11 protein-coding genes are annotated in these 16912 nt (G+C 73.7%); 4 read left to right on the forward strand and 7 right to left on the reverse strand.

Annotated elements, in window-relative coordinates; all coding sequences use genetic code 11:
* Positions 1 to 36 precede the first annotated feature (36 nt).
* From ACF07V_RS19345 to ACF07V_RS19365, 5 genes are all read right to left on the reverse strand, one after another.
* Positions 37 to 330, reverse strand: coding sequence for a hypothetical protein (locus ACF07V_RS19345; protein WP_189806704.1), 294 nt, complete (start codon positions 328 to 330; stop codon positions 37 to 39).
* A gap of 119 nt (positions 331 to 449) precedes the next feature.
* Complete coding sequence (locus tag ACF07V_RS19350; RefSeq protein ID WP_392155574.1) at positions 450 to 2669, reverse strand: NADP-dependent isocitrate dehydrogenase; 2220 nt, start codon at positions 2667 to 2669, stop codon at positions 450 to 452.
* A 43-nt stretch (positions 2670 to 2712) separates the two neighbouring features.
* A complete protein-coding gene (locus ACF07V_RS19355; RefSeq protein ID WP_392155576.1) occupies positions 2713 to 3786 on the reverse strand; it encodes a phosphatase PAP2 family protein in 1074 nt (357 codons plus the stop codon).
* Between the two features lie 70 nt (positions 3787 to 3856).
* Positions 3857 to 4150 carry a hypothetical protein gene (locus ACF07V_RS19360; protein WP_392155578.1) on the reverse strand — a complete coding sequence of 98 codons (294 nt, stop codon included), beginning with the start codon at positions 4148 to 4150 and terminating at the stop codon, positions 3857 to 3859.
* A gap of 45 nt (positions 4151 to 4195) precedes the next feature.
* Positions 4196 to 6037, reverse strand: a complete 1842-nt coding sequence (locus ACF07V_RS19365) for a glycoside hydrolase family 15 protein (RefSeq protein WP_392155579.1) — start codon at positions 6035 to 6037, stop codon at positions 4196 to 4198.
* A gap of 200 nt (positions 6038 to 6237) precedes the next feature.
* Here ACF07V_RS19365 and ACF07V_RS19370 point away from each other — a divergent pair, with 200 nt between their 5' ends.
* The 4 genes from ACF07V_RS19370 to ACF07V_RS19385 all read left to right on the forward strand — a co-directional run bounded on the left by ACF07V_RS19370 (position 6238) and on the right by ACF07V_RS19385 (position 11482).
* Positions 6238 to 7026 (forward strand): glycosyltransferase family 2 protein, encoded by a 789-nt coding sequence (locus tag ACF07V_RS19370; protein WP_392155580.1) that lies wholly within the window; start codon positions 6238 to 6240, stop codon positions 7024 to 7026.
* Positions 7027 to 7574: 548 nt separating this feature from the next.
* Positions 7575 to 9419: a glycosyltransferase gene (locus ACF07V_RS19375; protein ID WP_392155582.1), complete on the forward strand. Its 1845-nt coding sequence runs from the start codon at positions 7575 to 7577 to the stop codon at positions 9417 to 9419.
* Positions 9401 to 10273, forward strand: a complete 873-nt coding sequence (locus ACF07V_RS19380; RefSeq protein ID WP_392155583.1) for a PIG-L deacetylase family protein — start codon at positions 9401 to 9403, stop codon at positions 10271 to 10273. Before ACF07V_RS19375 ends, ACF07V_RS19380 begins: the two co-directional genes overlap by 19 nt.
* Positions 10274 to 10387: 114 nt before the next feature.
* Positions 10388 to 11482, forward strand: a complete 1095-nt coding sequence (locus ACF07V_RS19385) for a glycosyltransferase family 4 protein (RefSeq protein ID WP_392155584.1) — start codon at positions 10388 to 10390, stop codon at positions 11480 to 11482.
* A 37-nt stretch (positions 11483 to 11519) separates the two neighbouring features.
* On the opposite strand, the gene ACF07V_RS19390 is transcribed toward ACF07V_RS19385, so the two are convergent.
* Together ACF07V_RS19390 and ACF07V_RS19395 are read right to left on the reverse strand one after the other, a co-directional pair.
* Complete coding sequence (locus tag ACF07V_RS19390; protein ID WP_392155586.1) at positions 11520 to 12341, reverse strand: class I SAM-dependent methyltransferase; 822 nt, start codon at positions 12339 to 12341, stop codon at positions 11520 to 11522.
* On the reverse strand, positions 12341 to 16816 hold the full coding sequence (locus tag ACF07V_RS19395; RefSeq protein ID WP_392155588.1) for an aminotransferase class I/II-fold pyridoxal phosphate-dependent enzyme: 4476 nt from the start codon (positions 16814 to 16816) through the stop codon (positions 12341 to 12343). The genes ACF07V_RS19390 and ACF07V_RS19395 overlap by 1 nt, the downstream gene beginning before the upstream one ends.
* Between the last annotated feature and the right edge of the window lie 96 nt (positions 16817 to 16912).

Raw genomic sequence — 16912 nt, forward strand, 5'->3', positions numbered from 1 at the left:
GGCACGGGAGGGATAACACTTTCCGAAGAACGGTGGCTACACGGGTGGTGCCGCGGGCAGGGTCGGGACCGTGGCCCCGTTCCCCTCCCGGACAGCCGCCACGACGGCGTCGTGCAGGTCGCGGCTCTCCTCCTCGGATCCGCACGGAACGGGACTGCCCGACATGGTGAACCAGTCGGATGCGCCGCTGTACTGCACGGCCACGCGTGCCTCCCGCTCGGCGAACGTCGTGTGCACGGTCAGATCGCCCGTGACGACGCCCGCCTCGTCGGTCAGCACCCCACCTCGCCCGGTGTAGACACCGGCGGTCGTCCAAGATGCCCAGCTCATGCCCTCCAGGGTCACACCGGGGGGTGAGATGCGCCACCGACGGGACCGCCCCGGCCGGAGGGATTCCGGCCGGGGCGGTACGGGTCGCGCGCCGGGGCGGACGACGGTCTCGCGCCGGATCAGGCGAGGGACGCGACGGCCTCGTTGAAGGTGGCGGACGGGCGCATCACGGCCGCGGCCTTGGCCGGGTCGGGCTGGTAGTAGCCGCCGATCTCGGCCGGGGAGCCCTGGACGGCGACGAGCTCGTCGACGATCTTCTGCTCGTTCGAGGTGAGGGTCTCGGCGAGCGGCGCGAAGGCCTTGGCGAGCTCCGCGTCCTCGGTCTGGGCGGCCAGCTCCTGGGCCCAGTAGAGGGCCAGGTAGAAGTGGCTGCCGCGGTTGTCGATACCACCGAGGCGACGGGTCGGCGACTTGTCCTCGTTGAGGAAGGTGCCGGTGGCGCGGTCGAGGGTGTCGGCGAGGACCTGGGCGCGGGAGTTGCCCGTGCTGGTCGCGAGGTGCTCGAAGGAGGCGGCCAGGGCGAAGAACTCGCCGAGGCTGTCCCAGCGGAGGTAGTTCTCCTTGACGAGCTGCTGGACGTGCTTCGGGGCGGAGCCGCCGGCGCCGGTCTCGAAGAGGCCGCCGCCCGCCATCAGCGGGACGACCGACAGCATCTTGGCGCTGGTGCCCAGCTCCAGGATCGGGAAGAGGTCGGTCAGGTAGTCGCGCAGGACGTTGCCGGTGACGGAGATGGTGTCCTCGCCGCGGCGGATGCGCTCCAGGGAGAACTTGGTGGCCTCGACCGGGGAGAGGATCTGGATGTCCAGGCCCTCGGTGTCGTGCTCCGGCAGGTACTGCTTGACCTTGGCGATGATCTGGGCGTCGTGGCCGCGGTTCTCGTCCAGCCAGAAGACGGCCGGGGCGCCGGTGGCGCGGGCGCGGGTGACGGCGAGCTTGACCCAGTCCTGGATGGGCAGGTCCTTGGTCTGGCAGGCACGGAAGATGTCGCCCTCGGCGACCTCCTGCTCCAGGAGGACGGTGCCCTCGGAGTCGACGAGGCGGACGGTGCCGGCCTGGGCGATCTCGAAGGTCTTGTCGTGGGAGCCGTACTCCTCGGCCTTCTGGGCCATGAGGCCGACGTTCGGGACGGAGCCCATGGTCGCCGGGTCGAAGGCGCCGTGGGCGCGGCAGTCCTCGATGACGGCCTGGTACACGCCGGAGTAGCTGTGGTCCGGGAGGACCGCGAGGGTGTCGGCCTCCTGGCCGTCCGGGCCCCACATGTGGCCGGAGGTGCGGATCATGGCCGGCATCGAGGCGTCGACGATGACATCGGACGGCACGTGCAGGTTGGTGATGCCCTTGTCGGAGTCGACCATCGCCAGGGCGGGGCCCGCGGCGAGCTCGGCCTCGAAGGAGGCCTTGATCTCGTCGCCGTTCGGGAGGGCGTCGAGGCCGTTCAGGACCGTGCCGAGGCCGTCGTTCGGGGAGAGGCCGGCGCCGGCGAGCACCGCGCCGTACGTGGCGAAGGTGTTCGGGAAGAAGGCGCGGACGACGTGGCCGAAGACGATCGGGTCGGAGACCTTCATCATCGTGGCCTTGAGGTGCACGGAGAAGAGCACGCCCTCGGCCTTGGCGCGGGAGACCTGCTCGGCGAGGAAGGTGTTCAGGGCGGCGGCGCGCATGACGGCGGCGTCGACGACCTCACCGGCGATGACCTTCAGCGGCTCGCGGAGCTCGCTGACGGTGCCGTCGGCGGCGGTGAACTCGAAGCGGAGGGTGTCGTCCTTGGCGATGACGACGGACTTCTCCGTGGAGGCGAAGTCGTTCTCGCTCATCGTGGCGACGTTCGTCTTGGACTCGGGGGTCCAGACGCCCATGCGGTGCGGGTGGGTCTTGGCGTAGTTCTTGACCGAGCCCGGGGCGCGGCGGTCCGAGTTGCCCTCGCGCAGGACCGGGTTGACGGCCGAGCCCTTGATCTTGTCGTAACGGGCGCGGACGTCCTTGTCCTGGTCCGTCTGCGGGTCGTCCGGGTAGTCCGGGAGGGCGTAGCCCTGCGCCTGGAGCTCGGCGATCGCGGCCTTCAGCTGCGGGATGGACGCCGAGACGTTCGGCAGCTTGATGATGTTGGCGCCGGGCGTCTTGGCCAGGTCGCCGAGCTCGGAGAGGGCGTCGGCGATGCGCTGGCCCTCCTCCAGGAACTCCGGGAAGACGGCGATGATGCGGCCCGCGAGCGAGATGTCACGCGTCTCGACCGTGACACCGGCCTGCGAGGCGTACGCCTGGATCACGGGCAGGAACGAGTACGTCGCCAGGGCGGGCGCCTCGTCAGTGTGGGTGTAGATGATGGTCGAGTCAGTCACCGGGTGCTCCGCTCCACGTCTGCGTCTGCGAGATTGCTCGACATCAAGATATCTCGTGATCGTGCTCCTCGGTAAAGGGCCCCACGAGCTCGGCGTCGCGGGGGACGCCGGCGGCCTCGACGAAGGGTCCTCCGAGCCGGTACGCCGCGGGGGCGCCGTCCACGTCGACGCGCCGGAGCACGGCGAGCAGGATCAGCCCGGCGGCGGCGACCACTCCGGCGGCGAGGGCCTGGCCGCAGCGGTGCGCGAGCCGGAGCTCGGCCGGGTCGTACGGGGCGGTGGCGGGCAGCGCGAGGGTGTCGCCGAGCAGCCAGAGTCCGGCGCCGATGCCTCCCAGGGCGAGGAGGGCGAGCGGGACGGTCACCGGGAGGCCGGTCAGGGCGGTTCCGCGGCGCGGGCCGGGGCGGACCTTGCCCCGGCGGGCGATGACGGCGAGGAGGCCCGAGGTCACGGCGAGGACGACGAGGGCGGCGGCGATGACGTCGCCGGGCCGGTGCTGCCCCGCGGCGATGGTGTACGCGCCGACGGCGGCGGCCCAGAGGGTCGCGGCGCCGACGGCCAGGGCGCGCCGGCGGTAGGGGACGACGAGGACCAGGCCGAGGGCGATGCCGAGGGCGAGCGTGGTCTGGGCGCTGGGGAAGCCGCTGGGGACGAGGGCTCCTGCGGGGTCGACGAGCCGGGGGCGGGGGGCGTACCGCTGGAGGAGCCCCGTGACGGCGAGGGCGGTGACGACGGCACCGGCGGCGGCGCCGGTGAGGGCGTACCGCTTGCGTATGAGCCCGGTGGCGAGGAGGAGGACGCAGCCGAGGACCAGCGAGACGGTGGTGAGTCCGGCTAGGGAGGGATGCTCCCGGAGCAGGGTGACGGCGGCGGAGTCGGCGCGGCGGCCGGTGACGGCGGCGTCGCCCCAGCGGCGGCCCGTCGCGGTGAGCACGAGTCCCGCGTAGACGACCGTGAGCAGGAGGACGGCCCCGAGGCAGGCACGGCGGGTCCGGGTGCGGACCCGTGTGCTGAACGAGCCGGCGGCCTCGCCGGCCACGGCGGCGTACCACCAGGTGTCACCGGACTTCAGCGGCCTCGGGGAGCCGCCGGCACGGAGCCTGTCGTAGGAAGCCATGCCCCGATTCGAACCCACGCGCGCCCGTGGCGCCCGCTGGACTCACCCGAACGACACGCCGAGGACCGGGTCAGGCGTCCTGGCGCGGGCGCTGGGACAGGGTCAGGAGGATCAGTCCGGCGAGCAGGAAGCCGACCCCGGCCCCCTGGACGGTGGAGCGCGTGGCACGGTCGTCGACGAGCGCCGTGGACGCCTGGATGGCGAGCGCGGCCCCCATCAGCAGCTGCCCCCAGCCGAAGAACCGCGGCCGGTACACGGAGCCCCGCTGCCAGGGCATGATCCAGCCGCTGCTGAGCGTCGCCGCCCCGCCGGCCAGCATCAGCACGCCCAGGACGGCACTGGGAAGCGCGAGGTACCAGGACACGGTCCACCTCCTGATCCTCCGGCACCGTGCCGAAAGTCGACGCGATCATGCCACAGCGAGGGGGTGGGCCCGGTCGCGGTCGTGGCGGCGGGTGCCGTACAGGGTGAACGCCGTGTTCACCAGGGCGACATGGCTGAGCGCCTGGGGCGTGTTGCCGAGCTGGCGGCCGGCGACCGGGTCCCATTCCTCGGCGAGGAGCCCGACGTCGTTGCGGACGTCGAGGACCCGCTCGAAGACGGTCCGGGCCTCGTCGGCGCGGCCGGTCACGGCGAGGGCGTCGGCGTACCAGAACGTGCAGGCGACGAAGCTCCCCTCGGTGCCGCCGAGGTCGTCGAGCTCGTGCGTGCCGCCGTCCCGGACGTCGCCGTACCGGCGGAGGAAGCCGTGGTCGTCGAGCCGCTCCATCGCCCGGACGGTGCCGAGGACGCGGGGGTCGGCGGCGGGGAGGAAGCCGAGCCGCGGGATCAGCAGGGCGGTGGCGTCGACCTGCCGGCTCCCGTAGTACTGGGTGAAGGAGCCCTGTTCCTCGCTCCAGCCGTGGGCGCAGATCTCCGCGTGCAGTTCGGAGCGGAGCGCCTGCCAGCGCCCGAGGGAGCCGCGCAGTCCGGCGAGGCGGGCGAGCCGGACGGCACGGTCGGCGGCGACCCAGGCCATGACCTTGGAGTGGACGAAGTGGCGGCGCGGGCCCCGGACTTCCCAGATGCCCTCGTCGGGTTCGCGCCAGCGTTTGCCGAGGTACTCCAGGAGCGAGGCCACCAGGGACCAGGCGGCGGGGTCGAGGTCGACTCCGGCCCGGACGGCGGAGTAGACGGTGCTGAGGACCTCGCCGTAGATGTCGAGCTGGAACTGGCCGACGGCCGCGTTGCCGAATCTGACGGGGCGTGAGTCCTCGTAGCCGGGCAGCCAGTCGGCGTACGTCTCGGGGAGCCGCCGCTGCCCCTCGACCCCGTACAGCGGCTGGAGGTCGGCGGGGTCGCCCGCGACGGCGCGCAGCAGCCAGTAGGTCCAGGCCAGAGCCTCCCTGCGGCATCCGCTGCGGAGCAGACAGGAGAGGGTGAAGGTGGAGTCGCGCAGCCAGCAGAAGCGGTAGTCCCAGTTGCGGCCGCCGCCGATGGACTCGGGGAGGGAGGCGGTGGCGGCGGCGACGATGCCGCCCGAGGGGGCGTAGGTGAGGGCCTTGAGGGTGAGCAGGGAGCGGATCACGGCCTCGCGGGCGGGACCCTCGTAGCGGAGGGCGGATGCCCAGTCGTTCCAGAAGGCGAGGGTGCGGGCGAGGGCGGCGGCGACGCCGGCGGGCGAAGCGGGCGGCGGCGCGGGGGCGTGCGAGGGGCTCCAGCCGAGGACGAAGGCGACCCGGCGGCCGGCCGTGACGGTGAACTCGCAGCTCGTCCGGTCGGGGGTGACGTCCAGTTCGACGCCGGGCCCGCAGGAGAGGTGGGCGGCGTCCGGCCCGGCGACGGAGACGACGGTGCGCCGGTCCGTCGAGCGGGTCCAGGGCACGATGCTGCCGTGATGGAACCGGACCCTCAACTCGCCCCGTACGGCGACCCGTCCGGCGATCCCCTCGACGACGCGGACGATCCTCGGCGAGTCCTCGCCCCGGCTGCGCGGCGGCATGAAGTCGGTGATCCGGACGGTTCCGGACAGGGTCTCCCAGACGCTGTCGAGGACCATGGTGTCGCCTCGGTAACTCCTGCGCGAACAGCGGGCGTTGCCGACCGGGGCCAGGATCCAGCGACCGTGGTCCGGCTCGCCGAGGAGAGCGGCGAGGCAGGCCGGCGAGTCGAAGCGGGGCGCGCACCACCAGTCGACGGACCCGTCGGTCCCGACGAGCGCAGCGGTCTCCAGGTCACCGACGAGGGCGTAGTCCTCAATTCGCCCTGCCATGACGGGATTGTATTCCTCCCGGAGAACGCGTGCAGAAATGACCTGGTGACAGGGGGGAATGACACGGCGGCAGGGCGGGTCATCCCTTCGCGGCGGCCCGTATATTCTTCCGCTTTTCTTGACGGCGTCGCCCCGCGCGCAGGATTCTGAGAACGCGGGCCGGCCACCGAAGGGCCGAACCGACGAGTAAGGCCGTACCGATGAGTAGCGATCCCCATGCGCATCCCCTGCGCCGGTCGACCGACCGGGCACCCCGTTCCGGCACCCGGACGGTGAGTCTCGTCCTCACGTTCCGCCCCGACGGCGGGGATCCGGGAGCGGCGCTCGACCGGATCCTCGACCAGGTCCCGGCCAGCGTGCGGGAACTGGTCCTGATCGGCGGACCCTCCGGCGGGATCGAGGAGCGTGCCGGGCTCGGCGTCCTCCGGCTCGGGGCCTGGGACTTCACCCGGGGCGACATCCCGCACGCGGCCCTGCTCGCCGCGACCGGGGACCTGGTCGTCCTGATGAACGCCGACGGAAGCATGTCGCCGCAGGAGATCCCGCATTACCTGCACTATCTGGAAAGCGGTTACGACTTCGTCAAGGGATCGCGTTTCATCGCGGGCGGGGATTACGCCGACTATCCGCTGTCGCGGCGGATCGGGCACCGTGCGCTGCTCCGGGTCGCCCACCGCCTCTACGGCCAGCACCTGACGGATCTCTGGTACGGATTCTGCGCGTTCCGGCGCCCCTTCGTCGACCTCCTCGACCTGCGCGAGGACGGGGTCGAGCTGGGGGCCGAACTCGTCACGCACGCGCTCCACTACGGCCTGCGCGTCGCCGAGGTGCCGAGTCTCGAACTGCCGCGCCGTCACGGCCCGTCGCACCCCCGCACGATCCGCGACGGCGCCCGCATCCTCGGCGCCCTCCTCGACGAACGGCCGCACAACGCCCTCTCGCGCCTCGCGCGCTCCCCCGCGCGCGGCTCGCGCGACGCTTCCGGTTGACGAAATGCTCCCAACAGTGCTAACGCTGAGATGAGCAACATTTCTCGACAAAGCAGACAGTGAGCGCACACCCTCGGCAGGGTCGGTTGCCGGAAGAGGCTCGTCGTGACCTCCATCCATTCCAGCCGGACGCCGGTGGCACCCGTTCCGCACCCTCTGCGGCGGGTGACCGACTGGCCCCTCGCCGATGCCCGGCGCCGCTCGCCCTGCCGTCCCCCGCACCGTCCGACGGCCCACCCCGCCCGCCGCGCCGGCGACCGGCTCGGCCTCGGTGCCGCTCCGCCCCGCTGCCTGACACGCAGGCCGCGCGGCGCCGGACGGCGGCGGCGCGCCCGTACGGCGCACACCAGCACCGCACGGCGCGGTCGCGGCTCGGGCCGATCGTCCGACGCGTCCGGCTCACCAGGCCCACACCGCCCACACCGCCCACACGGCGCACGCGGCGCATGCGGCACACACCGCGCTTCTGACCGCGCCGTCACCGCCCCTGTCATCGCCCCCGCCGCCTTCGCCTCCGTGAGGGCCGCCGAGCCGCGGAGGCGGGTGCCATGACGAGCGTCCGCGGGCCTCTGCTCGTCGCGGTGTCGGGACCCGACGGCGTGGGCACCTCCTCGCTGGTGCGCCGGCTCGGGACACTGCTCCGCGAGCGCGGCGTCACCGTCGTCACCGTCCACGGTCACGGCTGCTTCCTGTGCCGCCGACTCCCGGTTCCGCCACGCGTGAGGGAGACGGGGGAACCGGGTGGGGACGTGTGGGCACGGCGCGCCTCGGATCCCGAGCGCCGGGGATCCCGGCTGCGCCGTGCCCACGCGTTCCTCGACGCCGCCGAGCTCACGGCCCGGATCGCCGCGGCCGGGCTGTTCGCACGGGCACGGGCGCACGGCGGGCAGGACGTGGTCCTGACGGACCGGGGCCCGCTGGACGCTCTGGTGAGGTTCGACCCGCCGGCCACCTCCGGGGCGGCGTCCGCCTTCCGTCGGATCGCCGCGGGCTACGGGCTGACGCTGCTGGTGGAGACCGGGCCCGGGTCCCGGCGGGGCCGCGGCCGGGAGGAGACCGGGGGACCGCCGACCGTGCGGTGGGGGCGCTACCGCAGCTGGTCGCTGCGGCTGACCGGCGTCGCGCACCTCGACGGCGAACGGGCCCCGTCCCTGGTGGCGGGCGCGGCCGTGGAGCGGATCCTCGACGAGGTGCGGGAGCGGGAGCCGTTGACCGCCGGGCCGGAGCCCGAGCGGGGCGGGGAGCGGCCGCGCGTGGTGCTGTCGGTCTACGACGACGAGGACGACCCCGCCCACCGGGGCGACGGGCCGCTGCTGGCCGGCAAGGTGGCGCGGCGGCTCGCCGAGGACTTCCGGGTGACCGTCGTGACGGCGGGCCGGCGCGGCGGCAGCGAGGACCGCGGCGGCATCCGGTACGTCCGGCTCCGGGTGGGCCGGGCGGGCCCGCGCGCCGGCCGGCTGCTGTTTCTCGCGATGCTGCCGTTCGCGGCCCGCCGGATCCGGCACGACCTGTGGCTGGAGAGCTTCACTCCGCCGTACTCGACGAGCTTCCTGCCCCTGACGACCGGCGCCCCCGTGGTCGGCATCGACCACGGGGTCACCGAGGCCCCCTGGTGGCGCCACCATGTGCCGTTCTTCCTGGTGGAGCGGCTCGGCAGGCGCTGCTACCGGCACATCGTGGTGACGAACACTGCGGACGCGGCGGTGGTCCGCAGGCTCAGCCCCCGGGCCGACGTGCAGGTCGTCCCCAACGGGGTGGAGCAGCCCTTCCCTGACGAGGCCCGGCTCGGCGCCGGGCAGTTCATCCTCTTCCTGGACCGGATCGACACCTGGGTGAAGGGCCTGGACCTGCTGCTCGACGCCTACGACCGGGCCCGGCCACCGCTCGACCTGCTGCTCGCGGGCACGGGCACCCCCGCCGAGGAACGCCGGCTCGCCGCGCTCCTCGCCGCCCGCAGCCCCGGCCCCGGACTCCGGATCCACTGGGTCGGGCCCGCCGGAGAGGAGCGCAGGCGCCAACTGCTGTGCGACAGCGCCTTCCTGGTGATGCCGTCCCGGCACGAGACCTTCGGTCTGGTGGCCCTGGAAGGCATGGCGTACGGCAAGCCGGTGCTCCACTTCGACCTGCCGGCGCTGCGCTGGATGCGCGACGGCGGCGATGTGGCCGTGCGGCCGTTCGACGTGGCGGCCTTCGGGGCGCGCATGACCGAACTGGCCACGGACACGGCGCTCCGCCGACGACTGGGCCACCGCGCCGGGATCGCGGCGCGGCACTACACGTGGGACGAGACGACGGGCCGCTATCTGGCCCTGGCCCATCGGCTTCTCGACTCACCCGCCGCCGCACGGCGGCCGAGGAAGAGGGGTGCGTCGTCATGGCAGACGACCCGCTGACCGCTTTCGTCCGCACCGTCCTGGGCAACGGCGTCCCGATGCTCGTGCTCTCGCCGCATCTGGACGACGCCGTGCTGTCCTGCGGCGCGCTGCTCGGCTGGGCGGGGCGGCGGGCCCCGGTGACGGTCGCCACGCTGTTCACGGAGGCCGCGCCGCCTCCGTACACCCTCTCCGCCCGGCAGTACCTGAAGCGGGCCGGGGCCCGCGACGCGGAGGAACTGTTCGCCGACCGGCGCGCGGAGGACCGGCGGGTCCTGGAGCTGCTCGACGCCGACTGGCGCCATGTCGGCCTGGTCGACGGGCTGTTCCGGCGGCTGCCGCGGATCGGCCTCGGCACCGCCCGGCTGGCCCGGGTGCTGCCCGAACTGGCGCATGTGTACCCGACGTACCGGCTGCACCTGTCCCGGGGCCGGATCTCCGCGTACGACGCCGAGACCCTGCGCGTGGCCGAGGAGACCGTCGACGCGCTGCTGCCCGCCCGCTCCGACGGCCTGGTCCTCGCACCCCTCGGCGTGGGCGGGCACGCCGACCACGTCCTGGTCCGCACCGCCGCCGAGCGCAGCGGCCGCCGGGTCGTGTACTACAGCGAGTTCCCGTACAACCAGACGGCCGCCGCCGACACGGAGTTCACCGACCGTCACCGTCTGGTGGCCCGCGCCTGGGAGCGAGACCTCGACCGGAAGGCGGAGCTGATCCGCGGCTACCGGACGCAGGCCGGGGCGCTGTTCCCCGGGGGCCGCATCCCCCGGGCGCCCGAGGTGTACCTGCTGCCCCAGGCCGCCGGGCCGGCCGTGTCCCGGGGCGCCGACCGCCTGCGCGGCACCCGGGCCCGGACCGCGCGAGGTGTGGCGTGACCGGCCCGCGCGCCGTCCCCGTCCCCGCGCCCGCCGCGACCGGGCGGGCCGCCCCGTGCTGGCCGCCGTCGCCGCTGTGCCGGGCGCCGGGCCCGGACGCGGCGGAGGTCCCCGATGGCGCGCCCTGAGCGGCGGCCCCGTGTCCTGCTCCTGACCGGCAGCCCGCTGGACGGGCCGGAAGGCTGCGGCGTGCGGCTGGCCGCCGACGTCCTCGGGGCCCTGCCCGACATGGACTTCGTCTGGTTCACCCAGGGGCCGCGACGACGCCAGGCCCCGCCGGAGCGCGGGCGGCCGGTCCGCGTCCTGTCCCGGGGCCGCGGGCCGCACGCCAGCGACCGGGTGCAGTCCGCGCTCGCCGGGGCCGTGTTCGCCCACCGGGTCGACCTCGTGCACGCCTTCCTGAACATCGGCCGCGCCTTCCCCGCCTTCTCCTCACTGCGCCCCCTGCTGCTGGGCGGACGGCCGGTCGTGCACACCGTGCCCGCGGTGACCGACACCCACTCCCTGCGGCGCGCCCGGCCGCTCGGGACGACGGTCGCCCTGTCCGAGTCGATGGCCCGCCGGCTGCGGGCGGCGGACTTCGGGGACGTCCGGGTCGTCCCGCCCATGGTCCGGCTCGACGAGTGGCCGTACCTGCCGCGGCCCGAGGGGTTCCCTGCGGTCCTCTTCGCCGGGCACCACGATCCGCACGGCGGGGCGGAGATCGCGATCGACGCGGCGGCGGTGGCCCATGGGGAGGGCGCCAGGTTCCGCCTGGTGCTCGCGATGCGGGGACGGCCGGGGCAGGACCCGGAGGCCCTCGACGAGGCGCTGCGGGAGCGGGCCGGCGCGGCCGGGCTGCCCGACGTCGACGTCCGCGGACACGTCGACGACATGCACGCCCTGCTGGCCTCCGTCCGGGTGCTGCTGTTCCCGCCGCCCCGGCTCGGCGGCAGCGCGGACATCCCGCTCACGGTGCTCCAGGCGCTGGCCTCGGGCCGGCCGTCGATCCTCAGCGACCTCCCCCAGTTCGCCGACTTCGGCCACGCCGTGCTGCGGGCCCCGGCGGGCGACGCGCGCCGCACCGGGCAGCAGCTGGCCTGGCTGCTCGACCAGCCGCGCTCCTGGGACATGCTCGCGGAGCGGGGGCGGGCCCTGGTCGAGGACCATTTCGGCCCCGAGCGCTTCGCCGCCCGGTACGCGGCGCTCTACCGGGAGCTGCTGGCCTGACGGCCCGGCCTCCTCCCCGTCTCCCCGTACCGGCGCCTCACCCTCGTACCGGTGGGGAGGAGCCGTCCGGCCCTCGTACCGGTGGGGAGGAGCCGTCCGGCCGGGTGGCCGTGAGGAGCAGGACGCCGGTGTCCCCGTACTCGGGCAGGGTGCGGTCCTTCGCGAGCCTGGTGATCCGCGGCCCGGTGGTGCGGGGGACGAACACCGCCCGCAGGGCGGCCTCGTCGACCGGGCAGGCGGGCCAGACCGGGCCGGTGCCGATGCGGTAGCTCGGCATGCGTTCCATGAAGGCGGCGATGAGCGTCCCTCCGGGGCGGACGGCGCGGACGAAGGCGTCGCAGACGCCGGTGAACTCGCCGAAGTCCTCGGTGACGCTCTCGGCGACGAAGTTCATCGAGGCGAGGTCGTACGTGCCGGGAACCAGGTCGTCGGCGGTGCCCCGGACGACCCGGACCCGGCGGAGCGCCTCCGCGCACTCGGCGGGGAGGGCGGGGTCGAGGGAGCGGCACAGGGCGTAGAAGGGCCGCCAGCTGTCGTCGATGCCGTACGCGAGCTGCCGGCGCAGATAGCGGACGCTGGCGGCGCTGGGTTCGAGGGCGTCGACGCCGCGGCTCGCGGCGCCCGCGAGCATCAGCGGGTACAGATTGGGCCCGGCGCCGAGCTCCAGGGTGCGGGAGAGGCTGCCGGGGGCGAAGCGCCGGTAGACCGCGGCGTGGTGGCGGATGACGCCGATGTCGCAGGGGTGGAGCCTGCGGTAGTTCTCGGCGAGGTAGGCGTCGACCGGCCAGGCGTTCCAGTCGGCGTCCCGGTTGCGGCGGATCCGTCCCGTCTCCTCGGGGCCCGGCGGAATCGGGTCCATCACTCCTCCGCCGACCTTCCGGCGGTGACGGAACCGGTGGCCGCCGCGGGCTGCAGCACGAAGCGCGCGGCGAGCTGTGTGAGGGCGTCGCACAGCTGATCGATCTCCTCGTCGGTGTTGGCGGCGGTGATCTGGATGCGGAAGCCGACCCGGTCCCGGGGGACGAGCGGGTAGGACGCGAGCGTCACGTAGATGCCGTGCTCCCAGAGGAAGGTGGCGACGGCGTCGAGGTCGCCGGAGTCGCCGAGCGGGATCTCCACGATCGGCAGGCCGTCCGTGTTGGGGGTGGCGATGCCCAGGCCCCGCACGTGGTCGAGGACGCGGGCGGTCCTGCGGTACAGCCGGCCCCTGATCTCGTCCCCCCGCTCGTCGTTCAGTTCGAGGCCGGCGAGTGCGGTGGCGAGCGAGGCGGTCGGCGAGGGCCCCGAGTACAGGTACGGGGCCGCCGCCACCTTGAGGTGGTCCTTGAGCCACCTCGGTACGGCGAGGAAGGCGAGCAGCGAGGAGAAGGCCTTGGAGAAGCCGCCGACCAGGACCAGGTTGTCGTAGGTCTCGCCGAGGTGGCGGACGATGCTGTTGCCGCGCGAGCCGTACGGGCTGCTCTCGCCCGCACGGCGCTCGCCGATGACGCCGAAGCCGTGGGCGTCGTCGACGTACAGCAGGGCGCCGTTCTCCCGGCAGATCCGGGCCAGGGCGCGCAGGTCGGGGAAGTTGCCGGTCATGCTGTTGACGCCGTCCATGCAGACGAGCCGGCCCGCGTCCGGGGGCGCGCCGCGCAGCAGCGCGGCCAGCTCCTCCGGCCGGTCGGCGCGGAAGCGGTGGATCTCGGCGCCCTGTCCCCGGGCGCCGACGCAGCCGTCGTACACGGTGCGGTGGGCCTGCGCCTCGACGAAGACCTGTCCGGTGCCGGCGAGGAGCGGGATGACGGACTGGTGGATGAGGGTGATGGTGGGCAGCAGCAGGGTGTCGGGGGCGCCGAGGAGTTCCGTGAGCCGCTCCTCGATCCGGGGGTAGAGCCGGGGGCTGCCGATGAGCCGGGACCAGCTGGGGTGGGTGCCCCACCGCCGGACCTCGGGTTCGATGGCTTCGATGATGTCGGGTTCGAGGTCGAAGCCGAGGTAGTTGCAGGAGGCGAAGTCGACGAGCCAGTCGTCGCCGACGCGGATGCGGCGGCCGTCGATCTCGTCGATGACGGCGTCGCACATGACGCTGGTCCGCTGGAGGTGCTCCAGGTCCCGCCAGCGGGACTCGCGCGGGGGCCGGACGGTGCGCACCTCGGGGACGGGACCGGCGAGCCGGCCGCGGGGGCGGGTGGCCGGGACCGTGCCGGTGGGCGGGGCGCGGTGCAGATAGGACTCGGTCTGGTGGGCGGTCATGGGGCGGGCGAAGAGGTAGCCCTGCCCGTACCGGCAGCCCATCCGGGCGAGCAGCGCCCGCTGTTCCTCGTGCTCGATGCCCTCGGCGACGACCTGGAGGCCGAGGACGTCGGCGATGCGCACGATGCCCTCCACGAGCGCCACCTGCTGGGGGTCGGTCGTGATGTCGTCGATGAACGACTTGTCGACCTTGAGGACGTCGATGGGGAACTCACGGAGGTAGCTGAGCGAGGAGAACCCGGTGCCGAAGTCGTCGATGGCGATGCCGACGCCCAGCTCCTTGAGGGCGGCCATGGTGGTCCGGACCTGGGCGTCCTTGCGCATGAGGACGCTCTCGGTGAGCTCCAGGAAGAGCGAGCCGGGCTCGAGCCCGGAGGAGTGCAGGGCGCGCCGCACCTCTTCGAGGAAGCCGGGGTCGCGGAACTGGCGGGGGGAGACGTTCACGTTCGCCCGCAGCGGCGTCCGGCCGGCATGGAGGCGCTGCCAGCGTGCGATGTCGAGCGCCGCGTGTTCGAGGACCCAGGCACCGAGGGGCATGATGTGGCCGCTCTCCTCGGCCAGGGTGATGAACTGGTCGGGCGGCACCATCCCGCGCCGGGCGTGCGGCCAGCGGATGAGCGCTTCGAGGCCGGCCGGGGCGCCGCCCTCCACCTCGACGATCGGCTGGTAGCGCAGGGCGAAGGCGTGGTCGGCGATGGCCGTGTCCATGCCCGCCTGGAGTTCGTGGCGGGCGACGAGCCGGGAGTGCAGCTCGGGGTGGAAGAGCCGCCACCGCTTCTTGCCGGCTGCCTTGGCCGCGTACAGGGCGAGGTCGGCGTGGCCGAGGAGCTCCTCCGCGTGCGCGCTGTCGAGCACGGTCGCGATCCCGACGCTGGTCGACACGGAGACGGCGCCGTCGGTGAGGTGGAACGGCTGGCTCAGGGTGTGCACGATCTCCGCCGCGAGGGCCTCGGCGTCGCGGGGCTCGCGCGCGCCCTCGATGAGGACGGCGAACTCGTCGCCGCCGAGCCGGGCGGCGGTGTCGGTGAGCCGCAGGACCGAGGTGAGGCGGCGGGCGACGGCGACGAGCAGTTCGTCGCCGACGGAGTGGCCCATGGTGTCGTTGACGACCTTGAAGTCGTCGAGGTCGACGAAGAGCATGCAGGTCAGGGTGGACTCGCGGCGGCCGCGGAGCAGCGCCCGCTCGATGCGTTCGAGGAGGAGGACGCGGTTGGGGAGCCCGGTCAGGGAGTCGTGGAAGGCCCGGTGGGTCAGCTCCCGTTCCAGCTTCCGCTGCTCGGTCACGTCCCGGAGGGTGAGGACGAGGCCGTGGACGGTGCGCTCGTCGCGCAGGTTGCTGCACCGGACCTCGACCTCCAGTTCGCCGGAGCCGCCGTGCAGGAGCTTCCAGTCGTCCCGGGCGTCGGCGGCGCCGCGGGCGCGCGCGTCGGCGACGAGGCGCAGGGCGCTCGCCGTGTCGGCGGGGGCGAGGAGATCGGTGAGCGGGGTTCCCTGGAGCAGCGAGCGGCCGAACATCGACTCGGCCGAGGGGCTGGCGTACCGGATGCTGTCGTCGTCGTCGACGATCAGGATGACGTCCGAGGTGTTGTGCACGAGGGTGCGGAAGTAGGCCTCGCTGGTGCGGCGGTTGACCTCCTCGCTGAGCCCGAAGCGTTCGAGGGCCAGGGCCGCCTGGGAGGCGAGGGACTGGGCGGGGGCCGCGATCTCCGCGAGCTTCTTCTCGGGTCCCGCGAAGAGCATCACGCCGAGCAGCGGTTCGCCGCCGGACGGGGCCTGGAGCTCCAGGGGGCAGAGCAGGACGTGGGTCTCGGGTGTGATCTCGGCGGCGACGGACGGATCGAGCCGGGTCAGGGGCAGCAGCCGGGGGCCTTCGGCGACCAGCTCGGGCCAGGGGGTGCCGCGGGGCCGGATCAGATCGTCGGTGCGGCAGCTCCAGGGGTGCTCCGCGGTGGCCACGGCGGTGAGGCCGCCGCGGCGGTCCCGGGTGAAGAGGAGGACCTGGTGGGAGGCGCCGGGTGCGAAGAGGGTGGCGGAGGCCGTCTCGACCGCTCCGGCGACCTCGCGGGGGCTGAGGGCGGCGACGAGGGAGGCGGCGGCGAGCCTGAGGCTGCGTTCACGGGCCTCGGCCTTGCCGTGGTCGCTCATCATGCCCCAGAGCCGGGCGAGGACGAGGAGGAACATGATCGCCGAGAAGATCGCGATGACACCGATGTCCTCGCTCCGGTCGTGGCGCAGCGACTGCAGGAGCAGCAGGATCGGGGCGACCAGGGAGGCCGCGGCGAGCAGCGCGAGCCGCCGCTCGGCGATGCGCGGGGCCGGTTCGGGGGCGCGTTCGGTCAGGCCGGTCATGGACGGGTGCAGGGCGGCGAGGCCCCAGGCCGTGAAGAAGACGACCCAGCCGAGGTCCCAGGGGGTGCCGACCATCCAGGTGCCGTTGAGCTGCTGGATGCCGTAGATGACGTCGGACGCCAGGATCCCGCAGGTGCCGAGGGTGAGGAGCTGCACGGAGCGGGAGCGCAGCCCGCCGGGGACGAGGAGCCGGGCGAGCATCGCCAGCATCAGCACGTCGCCGAGGGGGTACGCGATGGAGATGGCCTTCTCGGTCCAGGACATCCCCTCGCTGCGGGCGAGCGGGGTGATGAGGTTGACCCAGCAGAGCAGCGCCAGGCCCGAGGTGAGGATCAGCGCGTCGAGGAGGACGGCGAGGTCGCGGCCGACGGCCCGGTAGCGGATGAACCCGTACAGGCCGACCGCGAACAGCGGGTACGTCGCCAGGTAGAGGGCGTCGGCGACCGAGGGGAAGGGTCTGGTCTGGCCGAAGAAGGCCTCCAGGGCGTTGTACGTGGTGTCGCCGCTCACGAAGGTGAGGTTGGCCGCGGCGAGCACCAGCCAGGGCCAGCGCCGGGCGGGGCGGTGCAGATGGACCCCGACGAGGATGGCGACGACGCCGCTGAGCCCGATCAGCGCCCACAGGGTGGTGTGGCGGGCGGGAAGCTGCAGGTACGCGACGGTCAGCAGCGTCACGAAGAGGAGGTAGAGCAGGGTCCAGTTGCGCAGTGCCCGGGAGGCGGGCGGCCGGTTGGGCCTGCGCAGCGACATCGTCCACCGCCCCCTTGCCGGGTCGGACGCCGTCGGCAGCGCCCTGGTCGCGGATACGGACCCCGTACGGTGTCCATTCTCCGAGGCCCCCGGGAG

Source organism: Streptomyces sp. NPDC015661 (assembly GCF_043077765.1).
GTDB lineage: Bacteria > Actinomycetota > Actinomycetes > Streptomycetales > Streptomycetaceae > Streptomyces.

Excerpts from the sequence above, each read along its gene's own strand:
- ACF07V_RS19345 (WP_189806704.1), bottom strand. The coding sequence starts at position 330 with ATGAGCTGGGCATCTTGGACGACCGCCGGTGTCTACACCGGGCGAGGT.
- ACF07V_RS19355 (WP_392155576.1), bottom strand. The coding sequence starts at position 3,786 with ATGGCTTCCTACGACAGGCTCCGTGCCGGCGGCTCCCCGAGGCCGCTG.
- ACF07V_RS19365 (WP_392155579.1), bottom strand. The coding sequence starts at position 6,037 with ATGGCAGGGCGAATTGAGGACTACGCCCTCGTCGGTGACCTGGAGACC.
- ACF07V_RS19370 (WP_392155580.1), top strand. The coding sequence starts at position 6,238 with ATGAGTAGCGATCCCCATGCGCATCCCCTGCGCCGGTCGACCGACCGG.
- ACF07V_RS19375 (WP_392155582.1), top strand. The coding sequence starts at position 7,575 with ATGACGAGCGTCCGCGGGCCTCTGCTCGTCGCGGTGTCGGGACCCGAC.
- ACF07V_RS19380 (WP_392155583.1), top strand. The coding sequence starts at position 9,401 with ATGGCAGACGACCCGCTGACCGCTTTCGTCCGCACCGTCCTGGGCAAC.
- ACF07V_RS19385 (WP_392155584.1), top strand. The coding sequence starts at position 10,388 with ATGGCGCGCCCTGAGCGGCGGCCCCGTGTCCTGCTCCTGACCGGCAGC.
- ACF07V_RS19390 (WP_392155586.1), bottom strand. The coding sequence starts at position 12,341 with ATGGACCCGATTCCGCCGGGCCCCGAGGAGACGGGACGGATCCGCCGC.
- ACF07V_RS19395 (WP_392155588.1), bottom strand. The coding sequence starts at position 16,816 with ATGTCGCTGCGCAGGCCCAACCGGCCGCCCGCCTCCCGGGCACTGCGC.